Origin of the sequence: Streptomyces fradiae, assembly GCF_041270065.1 — a bacterium.
Taxonomy (GTDB): Bacteria; Actinomycetota; Actinomycetes; order Streptomycetales; family Streptomycetaceae; genus Streptomyces.
In genome coordinates, this window is the sequence record NZ_CP065958.1 from 3,273,409 (window position 1) to 3,288,498 (window position 15,090).

Genomic DNA, 15,090 nt, shown 5'->3' on the forward strand with positions numbered 1-15,090 from the left:
TCAGGCGGCCTTCGTGTTCGCGGCGCCGCTGACGAGCGAGGTCACCGCGACCGCCCGGAAGGCGATGCCGTGCCGGCGCTGCCCGTTGAACTCGCTGTCCCAGGGCCGGGCGATCAGGCCCGTGATCGCGACGGGGGTTCCCATGACCAGGTCGGCGGAGACGCCGGTCTCCGGAACGGTCACGGTGAGGATCTCCACGTCGCCGTTCGCCGCGAACATCACGTCCACGGTCGACAGCGCGGCGCCGGTCTCGGCGTCCATGGCGCGCTCGCCGGTGCGGCGGTCCTTCACCTTGGGCTGCGGGGGCTGGGCGACCATCACGGTGGCCGCGGAGGTGTCGACGGGGATCTGACGCACAGAGATCACTCCTCTAGAAGTGCTGGACTCTGTCACTCATGTATAGGAGTGACATGAAGAAGAGTGCACCACTCCTATACATGAGTCAACCCGCCAGGACGAAGAAGTCGAGGCGGGTTGAGAAGAGTTGAGCGTGCGTCAGTCGGCGGCGGGGATCCGGTACTCGAAAACGAACTGGTCAGCGGCCATGAGGGTGTCGCAGACCTCCACCACGCGGCCGGTCTCAGTGACCGCGTTCCGCAGCAGATGGATGACCGGAGCACCGGGGCTCAGGGCGAGCTCCGAAGCTTCGGCCTTGGAGGCCGGCCGGGCTTGCAGCGTCTCCACGAACTCGGTGAAGACGTGTCCGTCGTCCTCCAGGCGGGCGTAGATCCCACCAGGTCCAGGGTTCTCGGAGAAGAGCTCAGGGATGTCCTTGACCACGTCCCACGGCAGGTACGACGAGGCGGTCTCAACGGGCGTCCCGTTCCGGAAGTACAGACGCCGCCGCGCGAGCACCTGCGTCCCCGCATCGACGCCGAGCCGCTCGGCGATGTCCTCCGGAGCCTCCACGGGCCCGATGTAGAGGACGCTCACCTTGGCAGTGGCCCCGGACTGCGCGGACTCGGCGAGATAGGCCGCCTTTCCGCCCCGCCTGTGCGAGGCCCGGAACCGATCCGACGACCGCAGCCGCACGGGCGGGCGGTCCTTCACGATCGACCCCTTGCCGTGCCGCGTCTCCACGAGCCCGCTCGCCCGCACCTCGACCATCGCCTTGCGAATCGTCCCGCCAGCTACTCCGTATCGCTCGACAAGCTCCGACTCACTCGGCACCAGATCCCCGGGCCTCAGAACGCCCGCCTTGATCTGCTGCACGATCTCTTCGGCGATCTGGACGTACCGCGGTACGGCCCTGCCACCTCCTGCGGGCGTTCCCATAGTCCTTCTCACTCTCCTATGCTCCTGTACATGAGTAACAGCGCCCGAGAGACGACGTCAACGCCACTGCACTCCGTGTCCGTCGCGGGCGCAGTCGTACGCGAAGACGGCCGCCTCCTGGCGATCCGCCGCGCGGACAACGGCACCTGGGAACTCCCGGGCGGCGTCCTCGAACTCACCGAGTCCCCCGAGGAGGGCGTCATCCGCGAGGTCCTGGAGGAGACCGGCGTCCAGGTCGAGGTCGACGAGCTGACCGGCGTCTACAAGAACACGACGCGCGGCATCGTCGCCCTGGTCTTCCGCTGCAAGCCGGCTGGCGGCACGGAGCAGACGTCCGCCGAGTCGACCGCGGTTGAGTGGCTCACGCCGGAGGAGATCACCGAGCGCATGACCGAGGTCTACGCGATCCGCCTCCTGGACGCCCTGGACCAGGCGGGCCCCCACGTCCGCAGCCACGACGGCCGGCACCTCGTTGGCAGGTCGGCGTGACGACTTCTATCGCGCTCAGCTTCGAGGTTCTGACGGACAAGAGCTCCCACGACAACCTCCGCTTGCGCCTCGGGCCGTACCACCACACCTGCGATTCGTTCTACCTGGACATCGACGACTCCCCCACGGCTTCGTCAGACCTCAGGACAGATCTCGCACGCCTCCTGGAGCAATGGAGGAGCCAAGTCGACGAGTTGAAGGGCACCGGGGGCACCGCCTACCTGCCCTACGACTTCTCCGACGAGTGCACAGGCTGGCTCCGCGTCACGTCCACGGACGGCCACAACGCCGATGTGCAGGCAGGGTGGAGCTGGGTGAACGGCTGGACGTTCCTTCCCTCCGACTACCTCACAACGGCCCCTGAGATTACGGACTTTGACCCAGAAGCGAACGCGCGAATCGAGTGCACTTTGGAGGACCTCTCCCAGAGAATCGCCGCGAACGCCAATACCATCACTACCCCCAGGCAGTAGCGCGGTAAGAGTTTCCCTACTTCATCAAGGCACCCGCCGCGCACAGCGCGGCGCGCGCGGCCCGTCGCCCGGGCCTGCGCTCCTGTCTACGCCCCGCTCCAGCCCACCCGCCGGCCGCACGCCTGGCAGCTTGGGTTGATGGGCGGGAAGAACCACGGCGTAGCCGGGGCGACTACGCGAGGTGCGGGCCAGGACGATGCCTCCGGCGAGGGCGCTCAGGCTCCGGGATGGAGGGGGCCCGTGGGCGTCCGCAGGCCGCGTCGTGGTGGAGGTGGGGGCTCCCATCCCGCCTGCCATCGACCCAGGCAGAGCCGAGCAGACACGGGTCCTGGCGTCCAGGTCGTTCGTACAGTGGCGCGCTCCACCTGGACGCCAGGACCCGCGCCTGCTCCACGGTGTGTGGGTCGACGGCAGACGGGATGGGAGCTGGGGGCAGTCACAGCTGGCAAGCCGGCCCCGGTATCGGGTTGGCTCAGGAGCAGGCCACGTTGTCAGGCAGCGTACGGCCTTCTGGTCATTCTCAAAGTCAGCCTAGGCGGGCCGCCGACCAGACCCGCTCCGCCGACCCAGTTGCTACTGGAAGCGATTCACTAGGCTGATGATCGATTGACCCACGACCTCTACTGTTTGTGGACCAACCCTCTCGTAGAAGCGGTTGTCATACGTGACAGGCCTTCCAATAGTCGCGGGATCAAGACGCCATACCAAGTAACCCTGGTATCGGAAAGGCGTTAGGCTTCGGGCCAGGCTCTCGGCGAAATCGAGGTCGAGCTTTGAGCTCTTAACTTTCTGAATCAACTCACGCCAAAGCTCGTCCAGGGACTTACCGAGAGACGATAGTTCGTGCTGGGTTCCCGTGACGAAGAACTCTTCGTACTTAAGGGTCTCGATTCCGGCGAAGCGCTCTACGGCTTTAGCGTCGGCCTCATCGTCGGCGACGCCGATGAAGATAACACCCTTGGCGCCGCGGCCGTGGTTGGCCATAGCGCTCGCCGTGCGAAGAATTTTCTCGAAGCTCGCATCGTCGAACGTGCCGCTGTTGTTGATGCGGCAAAACCCTTGCTTGACTTCGAATAGGGCATCTTCCGTCAGGGCCATTGAGAGAGCTGCTTCGAAACGGATCGAATGATCCTTGAGGTGAGTGCTCTTAGTGTCAGCCTTTGGCTTGAATGCTGGACGGAGTGCTGCCTTCACCATCTCCAGGAGTTGGCTCTTTCGCTCGGCTCCCCAGTCGCCGCCACCCGACGGGATGCTCAGGTCTCCGTCCCAAAATCCAGAGAGGAGATCGAGTAGATCCTTGCTGCTCTTTGGCTCCAGGCTGTCCTCGTGTAGTAGCTGGTTGATGGCGACGAAGATCGCCTGGAAGTGCCTTGGAACTCCTCTGTAGTTCTGCTGGGTCACAGTGAGAGTTGCGAACGGTTTGGGTGATTCCTCAAGAGCAGCCCGGATCACCTCTAGCGTGTTGACGAAACGGTCTTCGAGTTCGACCTCACCCAGTGAAGCGATCCTGCGGTGAACGACGTCTGCACTCGTGACGGCTCGATCATTCTCGACCCCGTAGGCCGAGTCACGATACCTGAGGCCTGTTGCGGCCGGCCGTTCCAGTAGCAAGTCCAGAAGGATATCGAGGATCAGTTCCTCATCCCTTGATTCACGCACGGACTCGCGAGTCAGGATCCCCTGCTTAACCCAGAAGATGTCCTCAACGTAAATCCCATATGGCAGGTCGTGATTCGTGATGCTGATCTTCGCCATGCCGGAAAGGGGGACAAAGTCTGTAAAGGAAGCGTCACCACGCACGGTGGAAGCTAGCCGTCGCACAAGAGTGGCGATTGTTTGGGTTGCGCCAGCCTGTCGAATTTCATGAGGGCTGAGGTGGCGTCCGCTAGAGTTAATTCTTCGGAATACTTCATCGACTGATTCGTCGCTTGCCGACCGATAGATGGAAACGGGGAGGCGATAGTTGGCAATCTTTCGGCAAGTGTCCCGATCGAGGATGGGAGACTTCTGTGTAAGGGTTCCAGTGTCGAGGCGAATCTTCGTGTCTGCAAGCGTTTCCAGGTCGAAATATTCACCGTTTAGTGAAAACTCGTTCTCAATGAACGAGAACACGGAGTTGAGTCGCTGGAGTCCGTCGATGACCTCAAGGCGCCCGAAATGGTCCCCTGAGGACTCGGCCAAAAGGATGAGTGGAATCGGAAGTTTTTGAACTACTGAATCAATGAGGCGCTCTTTTTCTTCAACGCCCCAAACCAATTTCCTCTGGTAGCGTCGGTTCACCAAGAATTTGTTGGACGTGTAATCATTGTAGAGCTGTTGAATGCTCTCGCCTTCAACAGACAACTCCGTGCCAGTAGGTGTCGACATTCGACGCTCCCGTGCTCAGTGATGGGCGAGAGGGTAGCGCGCCTGGCGCGCTCCTGACCCAGATATGGCAGCGCCGAGTGTGCACTCCGGCGGGAGGTCCGCCGGCGTGTCGGGCCGTCTGTGGGCTGCGCGAGGGGGCTCGGGGGTGACCGGGGGAGAGGTTGGCAGTGACAGGTCGGCTATGAGGGTGACCTGGGAACGTGCAGGTCAGGGGGTGTGCCACCTACTGGTTCGCTCCTGAGGGTGGCGGTCAGGCGAGATGGGGTGTTCTCGTAGCTGGCGATCATCCGCCTGCCAGCCGATCGGGCCGGACGGATCGCCGGCACCTTGCGCCGGACCCACGCGGACTAACAGGGGTCGCGACTGAAGGGGGCCCGGGCGAGGATCTAGCCATGTTCACTGCAAAAGTCGTCCGAACGTTCATTGGCTCACCCGGTGACGTGAGGGAGCGCAACGTGGTCAGGGAGGCCCTGGGGCAGTGGAATGCGAAGAGGTCATCTCCGGCGAATGGTGTTGCCTTCATTCCCGTGAGCTGGGAAACGCACGCTTTTCCGGATTTGTCGGCTCCGGGTCAACCTTTGATTGATAAGAGGCTCGTCCAATCGTCGGATCTGTGTATCGCTCTCTTCTGGATGAAGCCCGGCGGCTCCTTGGACAGCGGGGCGTCAGGGACAGTTCACGAGATCGAGCAGTTTAGAACCGCGAACAAGCGCGTCATGGCGTACTTCTGTCAGGATAAAATCAGTCGCCGCGACGCAGTGGTGTACCGAGATGAAATCGCCGCTGTGGAAAACCTCCGCAGCCAGATGCGAGATATCGGCCTGGTCGGAGAATATAAGAGAGCTGCCGATCTAAAGAGTCAGCTACTCGATGCGCTAGACGAGGTAGCACGAGACATCGTAGGTAGCTAACCAGCGGATTTCTTCGGGGGCGCTTCGCATTGCCCTCTACGTCGTCGGCCCTGAGTCTTGCGACTGGAGACGCCTGCCAGACGCTTGCCCAGCCGGCCTACGGCCACGTGAGGCCAGCGACGAGTCGCGGCCTATTCGTGGACTGGAGCCTTGAAACAGCCGTACGCGAAGGCGCTGGCCAGCCGAAACCAAAGAACCGCACAGGGCCTCCGGAGCCGTGTGCCGTGTGCGGCATCATGGCCTCCATGACTTCCCAACCCGTCCATGCCCCAATCGAGAGCACCCGCGTCACGGCAACGGATGGTGCCGCACTCGTCTTCACGTGGGATGCGGACTCACGGATCGAGGTGCGGAACCTCGGGGGCGAGGTTGTCATCGAGGCGAATGCCGCGGGCCTCAGGACGCTGGCTGGACACCTGCTCGTCCTGGCCCGCGACGGCGTATCCGACGGAGCTCACCTGCACCTCGAAGACGGCAATGGGTTGGAGGAGGGTTCTGTCGGCTTGGTCCTGGAGCGAAGCGACGAGGAGTAGCTCCGCTGGCGTGCAGGTACCTGGGCCGCACAGGGGGGGGCTCAGGTTGCGCTGCGACATGCGGCATGCCAAGTAGGGTGCCGGACATGACCACTTCTCCTGATCATGTCGACAGCAGAGAGGATCTGGTGTCCTTCGTCAGATCGCTGCACCGCAGCTATGTCGACCCTGGTGAGTCGTGGGACAACGCGGACCTTGCCGGGTTCCTGGAGGCCTTGGCGGCATGGATCGACGACGCGGACGGTTGGCACCAGAGCGCGGGCCTGGAACTGCCAACCAACGGTGACTGGCGCTTCTTCGCCCGAGCACTCCGAGCAGCGACCATGTACGAGTAGTCGCGGATCTAGCACGCTCAGGACACTACCCAAACAGAGCAGAGCAGCCCCAGACGTAAGCCGAGGCTGCTCTGTCGTTTTGGTGGGCTGCCGCTATCCAAAGGCCGCTGCCGGCAATCGCGGCTTGTCGTCGCCTCCCTGAGCATAGGGCAGCAGGGGCGACAGGCGATGGCCCCGGCTTGTCGCTACACGGAGAGCGTCCCGTAGGGCTCCGACCAGCTCTGTGGACAGGTCTCGGAGTTCCTCCGGACCCATCTCCTCACGATTGAGCACTTCCAGCGCGTGCGACACAAGGCCGGCCGCCTGGTTGAGTTGCGTCGCTTCAGTGCTGTCTGCCAGGCGGGATAGGTGGCTGTTGGCGTCGTCGGTGCTCAGGTAGCAGGGGTTGCCGTCGAGGGTTGTCCACGGGAGGAGGCGGAGGCCGTTGTGGGCTGTCATCCCTCTGCACCTCCTTTCTCGGTCGTGTGGTGGGTGGTGAAGAGGGCTTCGGCGCGGTCGCCGGGGAGGACCAGGTGGGCTGCTTCGATGACGCGGCCGGTGGGGTCGGTCGAGATGCGGGTGATGGCGAGGATGGCCAGGGCCGGGGTGATGCGGAGGGTTGCGGCTTCCTCGGAGGTTGGGAGGCGGGCGGTGACTCTGTCCTGGACTTCCGCCGGCCGCTGACGACACCAAGGCGGTTCGGCAGCGGCGAGGTCGCGGGGGATGTAGATGCGGGCCAGGCTGTGCGGGGACTCGTCCGCGTGGCCGATGCAGAGGAATTCCGTCAGCGGGGTGCGCGACGGGACCTTGAGCAGGGTGGCCAGCATGCCTTGGGCGCGGAGTTGGGTCGTGCGGACGGTCAGGTGGAGGGTGGGCGTGAGGGCGCCGCCCTCGTACGTCAGCCGGCTGAGAGGGCGGCGGACGTAGTTGCCCTTGCCGTGGAGCTTGTCGATCAGACCCTCCGCCTGGAGGAACGCCAAGGCGTTGCGCAGGGTCGGAGTGCTGACCTTGTAGTGGGCGGCGAGTTGGGGTTCCGAGGGGAGGCGCTCGCCGGGCTTGAGGTGGCCGGTGGTGATCTGGGTGCGGAGGTCTGCGGCGATGGTGTCGCGGAGGGACGTCATGGGTGGATCACCACCTTCTGAGGACTCGGAGTGCGACGAGTCGGGTGCGGGGGTGCATGGTCAGTTGCTCGCCCGACTCGAAGAGGAGGCGTTTGGCGCCGAGGGGAAGTTGGCGAAGGTCGGCGACGCGGCAGGGCTGGCCGCCGATCTGGATGACGTCGCCACGCTGCACGTTGGTCGAGGTGATCTCGACGGGGCCGGCAACGGCACCGTTCGGGGTCCAGGTCTTCATGCCGTCACCTCCGCGGAGGCGGGTTGCGCGGCCGGCTCGTGGCAGGGGCAGGCGCACGCCTCGTAGATGACCGGGACGTCGACCGGGGCCGTTGCCGGGGAGGAGTGGGGGCACTCGTGGTGCGTGCCGATCCGGCAGGGGGTCGAGCGGTACGAGGTGGGTGCCATCAGAAGACCTCCACCGGCGTGAGGAGGTACTCGATGGCCGGGACGTACGGGCGGACCAGAACGATCTGCTCTCCTCGGATGGCGTCCGTACGAGGCAGGCCGACGGGCCGTAAGACCGCGTGGTGGCAGGGTGTTCGGGAGTACCGCTCTCTGGTGCGCGCGATGGCACGGCGGATACGGTTGAGCACGCTGATCAGCTCCTATCGCTGATGGCCAGGTCCCCGGACATCGCCCGTCGCGGGGACCGCTTTGCGTACGACGGCCCACAAGGTGCGGCCGCCCAGGCTGGTGGCGAGGAGCCCGAACCGGTCTGCCGTCGCCATGACTTCCAGGACCTCCCGCCATGTCTCGGCAGGGAGGGATTCCGGTACCTCCGCTTCGATCGATGTGTGTCGGGCGTGCTCCTGCGTGCGCGTGGTGAGCCCGACGGCGGACAGCCGGGCGGCGATGGCCTCCGCGCTTACTTCGGGAGCAGGCACAGGGCAGCCTCCGTTACCGGCGATCACTTTCAGTGAAGCTAGTTAACTAGATTAGAGCTAGTGGACTAGATTTTCCATATGCCTGAGCAGCCGCCTTACCTCCGCATCGCCGACGAACTGCGGCGGCGGATCGCGGAGCACGAGTGGACTCCTGGAGACCGGCTGCCCTCTCGGGCCCAGATCGGCCAGGAGTGCGGAGTGGGCGAGAACGTCGTCCGTCGGGCCCAGGAGCTCCTGATCTCTCAGGGTGTCCTGGAGGGGCGGGCCGGGTCGGGGACCTACGTCTCCGAGCCCCGGCAGCGGGTGCGGATGGTTCGGTCCGCGGCGCGCGAGCAGCCCAACGGGTCGCCGTTCCGCGCCGACATGAAGGCCGTGGGCAGAAATGGCGGCTGGGAGAGCCGGACCGATGCGAAGGTGCCTGCGCCGGCGGAGATCGCTGCGCGGCTCGGGATCGGTGCGGGCGAGCTGTGCGTACGGACCGTGTACGAGTTCCTGGCTGACGGGCGGCCCGTGCAGTTGTCGACGAGCTGGGAACCGTACGACCTCACCGGTGGGACGCTCGTCGTTCTTCCCGAAGGCGGCCCCCACGCCGGGGCCGGCGTCGTGAACCGGATGGCCCAGATTGGCGTCACCATCAGCCATGCCGTCGAGCAGCCCGAGCCGCGGCAGGCCACCGCCGAGGAGGCCTCACTCCTCGGGATCCAGAAGGCCGCGCTCGTCACCCACATCCGGCGGACCTACTACAGCGCCGAAGGGCGGCCAGTGGAGACGGCGGACATCGTCGTCCCGGCTGCCCTGTGCGAGATCGTTTACGAGATCCCGATCAACCGGTAGAGGGCTAACGCATCAGGCCTGCCCTCAACATCCCATCACGCCGGGTCGGCCAGGTCAGGGCTCGGACCAGACCGTTGGTCACGACCCAGTACCCCGGGTGCACCCAGCCTTCTTCCTTCGACAGGAGCCCCGGACCCTCGTCGCGGCACAGGTGTCGCATCAGGCGCTCGTACGCCGGACCGCCGGCCACCAGCAGCAGGGGTGCGGTGAGAGTCGCACCGACCCAGACACCGCACCGAAAGGCCACCTGAGCATGTCCATCTATGCGCACGCGACGAGTATGGCGCCTACGGCTCGGGTATCGTCCGACCCGGTCGATCAGCAGAGCAGTTGGCGGGGGCAGCATGCACAACGAGCGGCTGTCGGACGACGAGCTGAAGCTCTTCATTCAGTACCTGCACCGGTTCGCGAACCACGACGTGGACATCTGCACCAGGATGGAAGCCGGGTACCCCGAGTTCCCCGTCTACGTCATGTTCGGCAGGGACTATCCCCCGATCGGGGAGGCCTCGGACTATCACCGGCCGTTCGCAGGCCGCCGACCGCCGACATCCACAACTGACATCAACGACGGTGGATGACAGCAATCCACCACGGCTCCGCACGGCAGCCGCGAGCAGCAGTCCACCCCCACCAACGACGCCCCGACCGAACTCCTAAAGCGGGTGTCGCAGGTTCGAATCCTGCCGGGGGCACAAGCGGAAAGGCCCCCTACCGGTCTCGGTAGGGGGCCTTTCGCGTGCCCGCCGGTGGGTCAGTCGGTCAGTGGGACAGGCCCGGCTGGTTGAAGGTGTCCGGGATCGGGAGGGTGGACCAGTGGGGGACGGGCCAGGCGACGACTACGGCGCGGCCGACGACGTCGGTGAGGGGGACCATGCCCGCGTGGGGGTCGGTCTGGTGGTAGCGGGAGTCGAGGGAGGCCTGGCGGTGGTCGCCCATGACCCAGAGGCTGCCGGGCGGGACGGTGACCTTGAACTGGCCGGCGGGGTCCTGGCTGCAGGGCGTGTTGCCGGCGTAGACGTAGGGCTCGTCGAGGGGGTGGCCGTTGACCTTCAGGGGGCCCGTGCCGTTGCATTCGACGGTGTCGCCGGCGACGCCGATGACCCGCTTGATCAGGTGCTTCTCACCGGCCGCCGGCATCAGGCCGATGAAGCCGAGGACGTTCTGGAAGGCGTTGGGCTCGGGCACCGGGCTGTTCGCCAGCCAGTCGGCCGGGTCACGGAAGACGACGACCTCGCCCCGCTCCGGTTCGGAGCCGAACCACGGGGTCAGCTTGTCGACCAGGACGCGGTCGTCCGTCTGCAGGGTGTTCTGCATCGAACCGGAGGGGATCAGGAAGGCCTGGAGCAGGAAGGTCTTGATCAGGAAGGCGAGGACCAGCGCGACGGCGACCAGGATCGGGATCTCCACCCACATCGGGCGCTTCCGCTCCGCGCCCTTGCCCGCGTCCTTGCCCTTGCTCTTCGGGGCTGTCGTCTCGTCCTGCGCGCCCGCTCGCGCGTCCACCGCCATGTCGCCCACTGCTGTCCACCGCCGACTTCGCCACGTCACATCCGTACGGACGGGACCCTATGCCCGTGGGGACCTCACCGAGTCCCCTACCGCCTCGTGCCCCACGTACGAGTGACGTCGGCGGCCGTCAGCGGAGTTCCTCCGGGCAGGCCGTGCCGCGCGGGAAGAGCTTGTACGGGGCGCCCAGGCGGTAGGTGCCGGCCTTGGGGGCGACGAGCTCGGTCCACTCGTCGCCCTCCGCGTCCGGCTCGGCCTTCAGGAGGCAGCCCTCCTTGTTGGCGAAGACCTTCGGGACCTCCACGTCGGACCCGGCGGCGTCGGCCTCCTCGCGGGCCTGCTTCGACGCCTCGGTCTCCTGCGGCGGCTCGATCTTGCCGCCGTTCTCGTCGAGGAGCGCCAGCCACGGCGAGTACGGGACGCGGATCTTGATCCGGGCCGGACGGTCGAGGCGGAGCACCACCTCGTCGGACTCGGCGCGCTGCACCTCGGCGGGCGCGTCGGCCAGCGGGGTGGGGTCGGTGACCGCGTACAGGCGCCAGTTCGCGTCCGACCACACCTGCTTCAGATACGGCAGCCCGTCGTCGACCAGTTCCGCCTCGCGCTCCGCGCCCGAGTCGGGGGCGCCGGTCGGAAGCACCACGTAATGGACGGCCCAGCGGCCGAGCCAGTCCCGGTAGTTCGCGGCGTTCAGGGTGTCGTCGTAGAAGAGCGGGTTGCGCTTGAGGTCGGCCTGCCGGTTCCAGCCGCGGGCCAGGTTGATGTACGGGGCGAGGGCGGAGGACTCGCGGTGGCTGGAGGCCGGCACGACCTCGACCCGGGCCTGCTCGGCGCCGCGCACCTGGAGCTGGTTGATCAGCGGCGCCACCTCGCGCGCCCAGGACGCGTCCGGGGCCGTGCGGATGACGTCGTCGACGCCCTTGAAGCCGATCCACGCGTTCAGACCGGCGAAGGCGAGCACGAGCGCGTACCAGCGGCGCGAACGCGGCCGGGCGTACGGCAGGGCGGCGAGCAGCACCACCCCCGCGAAGAGCATCACGAGCCGGCTGACGTTCGACCCGATCTGCGAGTCGATCAGCCAGGTGAGGAAGGTGCCGGCCGAGTAGACGGCGGCGGCCGTGCGCACCGTCCGCCAGTCCTTCGGGACCAGCAGGAAGACCAGGACGCCGAAGGCGAAGGGCAGCGAGGTCGACCCCAGGCTCATCGGCTGGGTGCCGGAGAACGGGAACAGCCAGGCCGACAGGGCCACCACCGCGACCGGGGCGAGCCCGACGGCGTACGCGCCCGGGCGCCGCTTGTTGAGGAACAGCGCCGCCGCGACCACACCGAGGAACAGGCCCGCGACCGGGCTGCACGCCGTCGCCAGCGCGGCGAGCGGCGCGGCCACCGCCGCCTTCGCCCAGCGGTGATAGCGCCAGCGGTGCGGCCAGCAGAACACCGCCGCGACCGAGCCGATCGCGAACATCATGCCGAGGCCGAAGGTGACCCGGCCGGAGAGCGCGTTGCAGAGGAAGGCGAAGACACCGGCGAGCGCGCACGCCATCGGATTGCGCACCGCCCGCACCCGCACCAGGATCAGCGCGGTCAGCGCCGCCGACAGCGTCCCGGCGATCATCATCGTGGAGCGGACGCCGAGCACCGACATCACGTACGGCGAGACGACGCTGTACGAGACCGGGTGCATGCCGCCGTACCAGGCGAGGTTGTACGCCGAGTCCGGGTGCCGGCCGACGAACTCGGCCCAGGCGTCCTGCGCGGCCAGGTCCCCGCCGCTGTTGGCGAAGAAGAAGAACCACAGGACGTGGGTGAGGGCCGCCACGGCGGTCGCGACGAGCACCGGGTAGCGGCGCTTGCGCCGCCAGGGGCGCCGGTCCGGCTCGGGGCGCCCGTCGGACTCGGAAGACCTGGGCGACTCGGGGGCCCCCGGGTCCGCGGCGGACCGCTGTTCCGCGGACGGGCGCTGCGCCGGAAGTTCTATTCGCGAAGGTGAAGACACGTCGGGTTTGCCTCCGGCCTCACGGGTCCCCTCGGCGGTGCTCAATGCGGCCCTCTCCCGTGCTGCCCTTCTCCTCGTTCCCCCCAGGGAACGCTAACAGGCGGGCGCCCGGGGAGCTCCCGGGCGCCCGTCCGATCAGCCCAGTCGGGTCAGCTTCTGACCGAAACCGGGCTCCACCAGGTCCTTCGCGAGGGCCACCGGTGCGCTGACCGCGCCCGCGCCGGTGCCGATCGACACCTGGCCGACGACGTCCCCGGCCTTGGCCGCGTGCGGCGGCTTCTTGCCGCCGTCACCCAGCTGCAGGCTCACCTTCAGGCCCGGCCAGCCGACCGCCTTCAGGTCCTTGGTCGACACGACCGGCGTACGGCCGCCGAGCCCGTCGTCCACGTAACCGACGACCTGGTCCTTCTTCACCACGGCGGCGGAGGTGACGTCGGCCTGCGCCTTCTGGATGAGCTTGAGGCTGTTCTGGATCGCCAGCTCCAGCTTCTGCCACAGCTGCGGGGCGTCCTTGGCTCCCATGACGATGCCGAGGATGCGGCGCTTCTGGCCGTCGACGACCGTGTACGCCGACCACAGCAGGTTGCCGCCGGCCGGGGTCGACGAACCCGTCTTGATGCCGGCCACACCCGGCTTGAGCAGGATGTTGTTGTTGTTCTCGATCTGGCCGGGGATGCCGTCGACCGTCACGTTCGGCATGTCGACGATCTCGCGGAACACGTCGTACTGCATGACCGCCTTCGCCAGCTTCAGCTGGTCGAGCGGGGTCGACACGGTGGTCGACTGCAGACCGGACGGGTCCGTGTACGTCGAGCCGGTCATGCCGAGCTCCTTGGCCGCGGCGTTCATCTTCTCGACGAACGCGGCCTCGGAACCGGCGTCCCAGCGCGCGAGCAGCCGCGCCACGTTGTTGCCCGACGGGATCATCAGGAGCTCCAGCAGCTCCTTCTCGCTGTAGGTCTGGCCCTCCTTGATGGGGGCCGTCGACTCGTCCTTGGCCTTCGCCTGCTCGCCGGCGGTCTTGTCGACCTCGATCTCCGGACCGTCGTCCTTCCCCTTGATCGGGTGGTCGCGGAGGATCACGTACGCGGTCATGGTCTTCGCCACGCTCGCGATCGGCGCCGGCTTCTGCGGGCCGTACGTGCCGAGCGAACCGACGCCCTCGACCTCGGCCGCGCCCTGGCCCTCGGACGGCCACGGCATCTGCAGCGGGCCGCCCTCGAAGGTGTACGTCGGGTTGGCGGACAGCACCAGCTTGGGGTCCGGGAGCGGGCGCACGAACTGTACGACCGCAAAGACGACCAGGAGGAGCAGGACCAGCGGGGTCCAGATCTTGAACCGGCGGAACGTGGTCCGCAGCGGCGTCTCCGGCGGCGGCGGGGTGTTGGTCAGCTCCGCCAGGATCTCCAGCGGCGGGCGGGGCGGCAGCGGCTGCTGCCGGGTCCGCTCCGGCTCGGCCAGCGCCGCCGGTACGGGCGCGGGCGCCGCGGCCGCGGGCTCGGCGGGCTTCGGCGCGGCCGGCTTGGGCTCGGCGGGCCCGGGCTGCGCCGGTCTGGGCTGCTCCTGGGTGATGTCGCCCTTGAGCGGGCGGAAGGTCGACGGCGGCAGCTTCAGGGCCGTCGTCGGCTGATCGACCGGCTTGGCGGCGGGCTTGGGCTCCTCAGCCGCGGGCTTGGCCTCGGGCGTGGGCTCGGGCTTGGCCTCGGCGGGCGGGGTGAACGCCTTGAAGACGGCCGTCGGCTGGTCGACCGGCGGCTTCGCCGCGGGCTTGGGCTCCTCGGCGGCGGGCTTGTCCTCCGCGGGCTCCGCCTTCGCGGCGGGCGGCGTGAACGCCTTGAAGACCGCCGTGGGCTGGTCCACCGGCTTGGCGGCGGGCTTCGGCTCCTCCTCGGCAGCCTTCTCCTCCGCGCTCTCCTCCGCCTCGGCCTTCTCCTCCGCCCTCGGCTCGGCCGGCTTGCGCGCGGCGAACCACGACTCGCCCTCGGGCCTGTCGGCCTCGTGCTCGTCGGCCTCGTCCTCGGGCTCGACGTCTGCCTCTGCCTCTGCCTCCGGCACGTCGACCTCAAGGTCGAGCTCGGTCGCGTCGTCGTCCACGTCAGCGTCGGCGGCTTCGTCCGCGTCCACGTCCGCGTCCACGTCCGCAACCGCCTCGCCCTCGGCCGCGTCCTCCGCCCCGGAAGGCTCGGCGTCCGACGACTCGTCCTCCGGCGCCGTCCGCGGGGCCAGGGCGCGGAAGACGGCCGTCGGCTCGTCCACGCGGTCCTGGAGGACGGACAGTCGGGGGTCCTTGCCGTCGCCGCCGACCGCGTTCTCCCGCTGCTCCGCCTTGTCGGGGGACTCGCCCGCCACCGTGCCTCCTCCATCGCTCATGCGTTCATGCCTACGTCCGA

General features: G+C 67.3%; 19 protein-coding genes. 7 read left to right on the top strand and 12 right to left on the bottom strand.

What is annotated here, in order from left to right:
- Both JAO84_RS14705 and JAO84_RS14710 read right to left on the bottom strand, forming a co-directional pair.
- A complete protein-coding gene (locus JAO84_RS14705; RefSeq protein ID WP_370413281.1) occupies positions 1–357 on the bottom strand; it encodes a hypothetical protein in 357 nt (118 codons plus the stop codon).
- A gap of 138 nt (positions 358–495) precedes the next feature.
- Positions 496–1,275 (bottom strand): GntR family transcriptional regulator, encoded by a 780-nt coding sequence (locus tag JAO84_RS14710; protein ID WP_370413282.1) that lies wholly within the window; start codon positions 1,273–1,275, stop codon positions 496–498.
- Between the two features lie 18 nt (positions 1,276–1,293).
- Here JAO84_RS14710 and JAO84_RS14715 point away from each other — a divergent pair, with 18 nt between their 5' ends.
- Entirely contained in the window at positions 1,294–1,764 is a 471-nt protein-coding gene (locus JAO84_RS14715; protein WP_370413283.1) for an NUDIX hydrolase, read from the top strand.
- Positions 1,761–2,237, top strand: coding sequence for a hypothetical protein (locus JAO84_RS14720; RefSeq protein WP_370413284.1), 477 nt, complete (start codon positions 1,761–1,763; stop codon positions 2,235–2,237). Before JAO84_RS14715 ends, JAO84_RS14720 begins: the two co-directional genes overlap by 4 nt.
- A gap of 573 nt (positions 2,238–2,810) precedes the next feature.
- On the opposite strand, the gene JAO84_RS14725 is transcribed toward JAO84_RS14720, so the two are convergent.
- Complete coding sequence (locus JAO84_RS14725) at positions 2,811–4,604, bottom strand: DUF262 domain-containing protein (RefSeq protein ID WP_370413285.1); 1,794 nt, start codon at positions 4,602–4,604, stop codon at positions 2,811–2,813.
- A gap of 392 nt (positions 4,605–4,996) precedes the next feature.
- Here JAO84_RS14725 and JAO84_RS14730 point away from each other — a divergent pair, with 392 nt between their 5' ends.
- The 3 genes from JAO84_RS14730 (at position 4,997) to JAO84_RS14740 (ending at position 6,383) form a co-directional block, all read left to right on the top strand.
- Positions 4,997–5,515, top strand: coding sequence for a hypothetical protein (locus JAO84_RS14730; RefSeq protein ID WP_370413286.1), 519 nt, complete (start codon positions 4,997–4,999; stop codon positions 5,513–5,515).
- A gap of 245 nt (positions 5,516–5,760) precedes the next feature.
- Positions 5,761–6,048, top strand: coding sequence for a hypothetical protein (locus tag JAO84_RS14735; protein WP_370413287.1), 288 nt, complete (start codon positions 5,761–5,763; stop codon positions 6,046–6,048).
- 86 nt (positions 6,049–6,134) lie between these two features.
- Positions 6,135–6,383 carry a hypothetical protein gene (locus tag JAO84_RS14740; protein WP_370413288.1) on the top strand — a complete coding sequence of 83 codons (249 nt, stop codon included), beginning with the start codon at positions 6,135–6,137 and terminating at the stop codon, positions 6,381–6,383.
- Positions 6,384–6,476: 93 nt separating this feature from the next.
- On the opposite strand, the gene JAO84_RS14745 is transcribed toward JAO84_RS14740, so the two are convergent.
- The 6 genes from JAO84_RS14745 to JAO84_RS14770 are packed head-to-tail and all read right to left on the bottom strand — an operon-like array spanning position 6,477 to position 8,361.
- A complete protein-coding gene (locus JAO84_RS14745; RefSeq protein WP_370413289.1) occupies positions 6,477–6,821 on the bottom strand; it encodes a hypothetical protein in 345 nt (114 codons plus the stop codon).
- Positions 6,818–7,483, bottom strand: a complete 666-nt coding sequence (locus JAO84_RS14750; RefSeq protein ID WP_370413290.1) for a GntR family transcriptional regulator — start codon at positions 7,481–7,483, stop codon at positions 6,818–6,820. Before JAO84_RS14750 ends, JAO84_RS14745 begins: the two co-directional genes overlap by 4 nt.
- A 7-nt stretch (positions 7,484–7,490) precedes the next feature.
- Positions 7,491–7,715: a hypothetical protein gene (locus tag JAO84_RS14755; RefSeq protein ID WP_370413291.1), complete on the bottom strand. Its 225-nt coding sequence runs from the start codon at positions 7,713–7,715 to the stop codon at positions 7,491–7,493.
- Positions 7,712–7,882: a hypothetical protein gene (locus JAO84_RS14760; protein WP_370413292.1), complete on the bottom strand. Its 171-nt coding sequence runs from the start codon at positions 7,880–7,882 to the stop codon at positions 7,712–7,714. Before JAO84_RS14760 ends, JAO84_RS14755 begins: the two co-directional genes overlap by 4 nt.
- Positions 7,882–8,070, bottom strand: coding sequence for a hypothetical protein (locus JAO84_RS14765; RefSeq protein WP_370413293.1), 189 nt, complete (start codon positions 8,068–8,070; stop codon positions 7,882–7,884). The genes JAO84_RS14760 and JAO84_RS14765 overlap by 1 nt, the downstream gene beginning before the upstream one ends.
- A 12-nt stretch (positions 8,071–8,082) precedes the next feature.
- Complete coding sequence (locus JAO84_RS14770; protein WP_370413294.1) at positions 8,083–8,361, bottom strand: hypothetical protein; 279 nt, start codon at positions 8,359–8,361, stop codon at positions 8,083–8,085.
- 78 nt (positions 8,362–8,439) lie between these two features.
- Here JAO84_RS14770 and JAO84_RS14775 point away from each other — a divergent pair, with 78 nt between their 5' ends.
- Both JAO84_RS14775 and JAO84_RS14780 read left to right on the top strand, forming a co-directional pair.
- Entirely contained in the window at positions 8,440–9,195 is a 756-nt protein-coding gene (locus tag JAO84_RS14775) for a GntR family transcriptional regulator (protein ID WP_370413295.1), read from the top strand.
- A gap of 344 nt (positions 9,196–9,539) precedes the next feature.
- Positions 9,540–9,776 carry a hypothetical protein gene (locus JAO84_RS14780; RefSeq protein ID WP_370413297.1) on the top strand — a complete coding sequence of 79 codons (237 nt, stop codon included), beginning with the start codon at positions 9,540–9,542 and terminating at the stop codon, positions 9,774–9,776.
- Positions 9,777–9,957: 181 nt separating this feature from the next.
- On the opposite strand, the gene lepB is transcribed toward JAO84_RS14780, so the two are convergent.
- The 3 genes from lepB to JAO84_RS14795 form a co-directional block, all read right to left on the bottom strand.
- Positions 9,958–10,716 (bottom strand): signal peptidase I, encoded by a 759-nt coding sequence (lepB, locus tag JAO84_RS14785; RefSeq protein ID WP_370413298.1) that lies wholly within the window; start codon positions 10,714–10,716, stop codon positions 9,958–9,960.
- Positions 10,717–10,834: 118 nt separating this feature from the next.
- Positions 10,835–12,700 carry an MFS transporter gene (locus JAO84_RS14790; RefSeq protein WP_370413299.1) on the bottom strand — a complete coding sequence of 622 codons (1,866 nt, stop codon included), beginning with the start codon at positions 12,698–12,700 and terminating at the stop codon, positions 10,835–10,837.
- Between the two features lie 135 nt (positions 12,701–12,835).
- Positions 12,836–15,070 (bottom strand): D-alanyl-D-alanine carboxypeptidase, encoded by a 2,235-nt coding sequence (locus JAO84_RS14795; protein ID WP_370413300.1) that lies wholly within the window; start codon positions 15,068–15,070, stop codon positions 12,836–12,838.
- Positions 15,071–15,090: the final 20 nt, after the last annotated feature.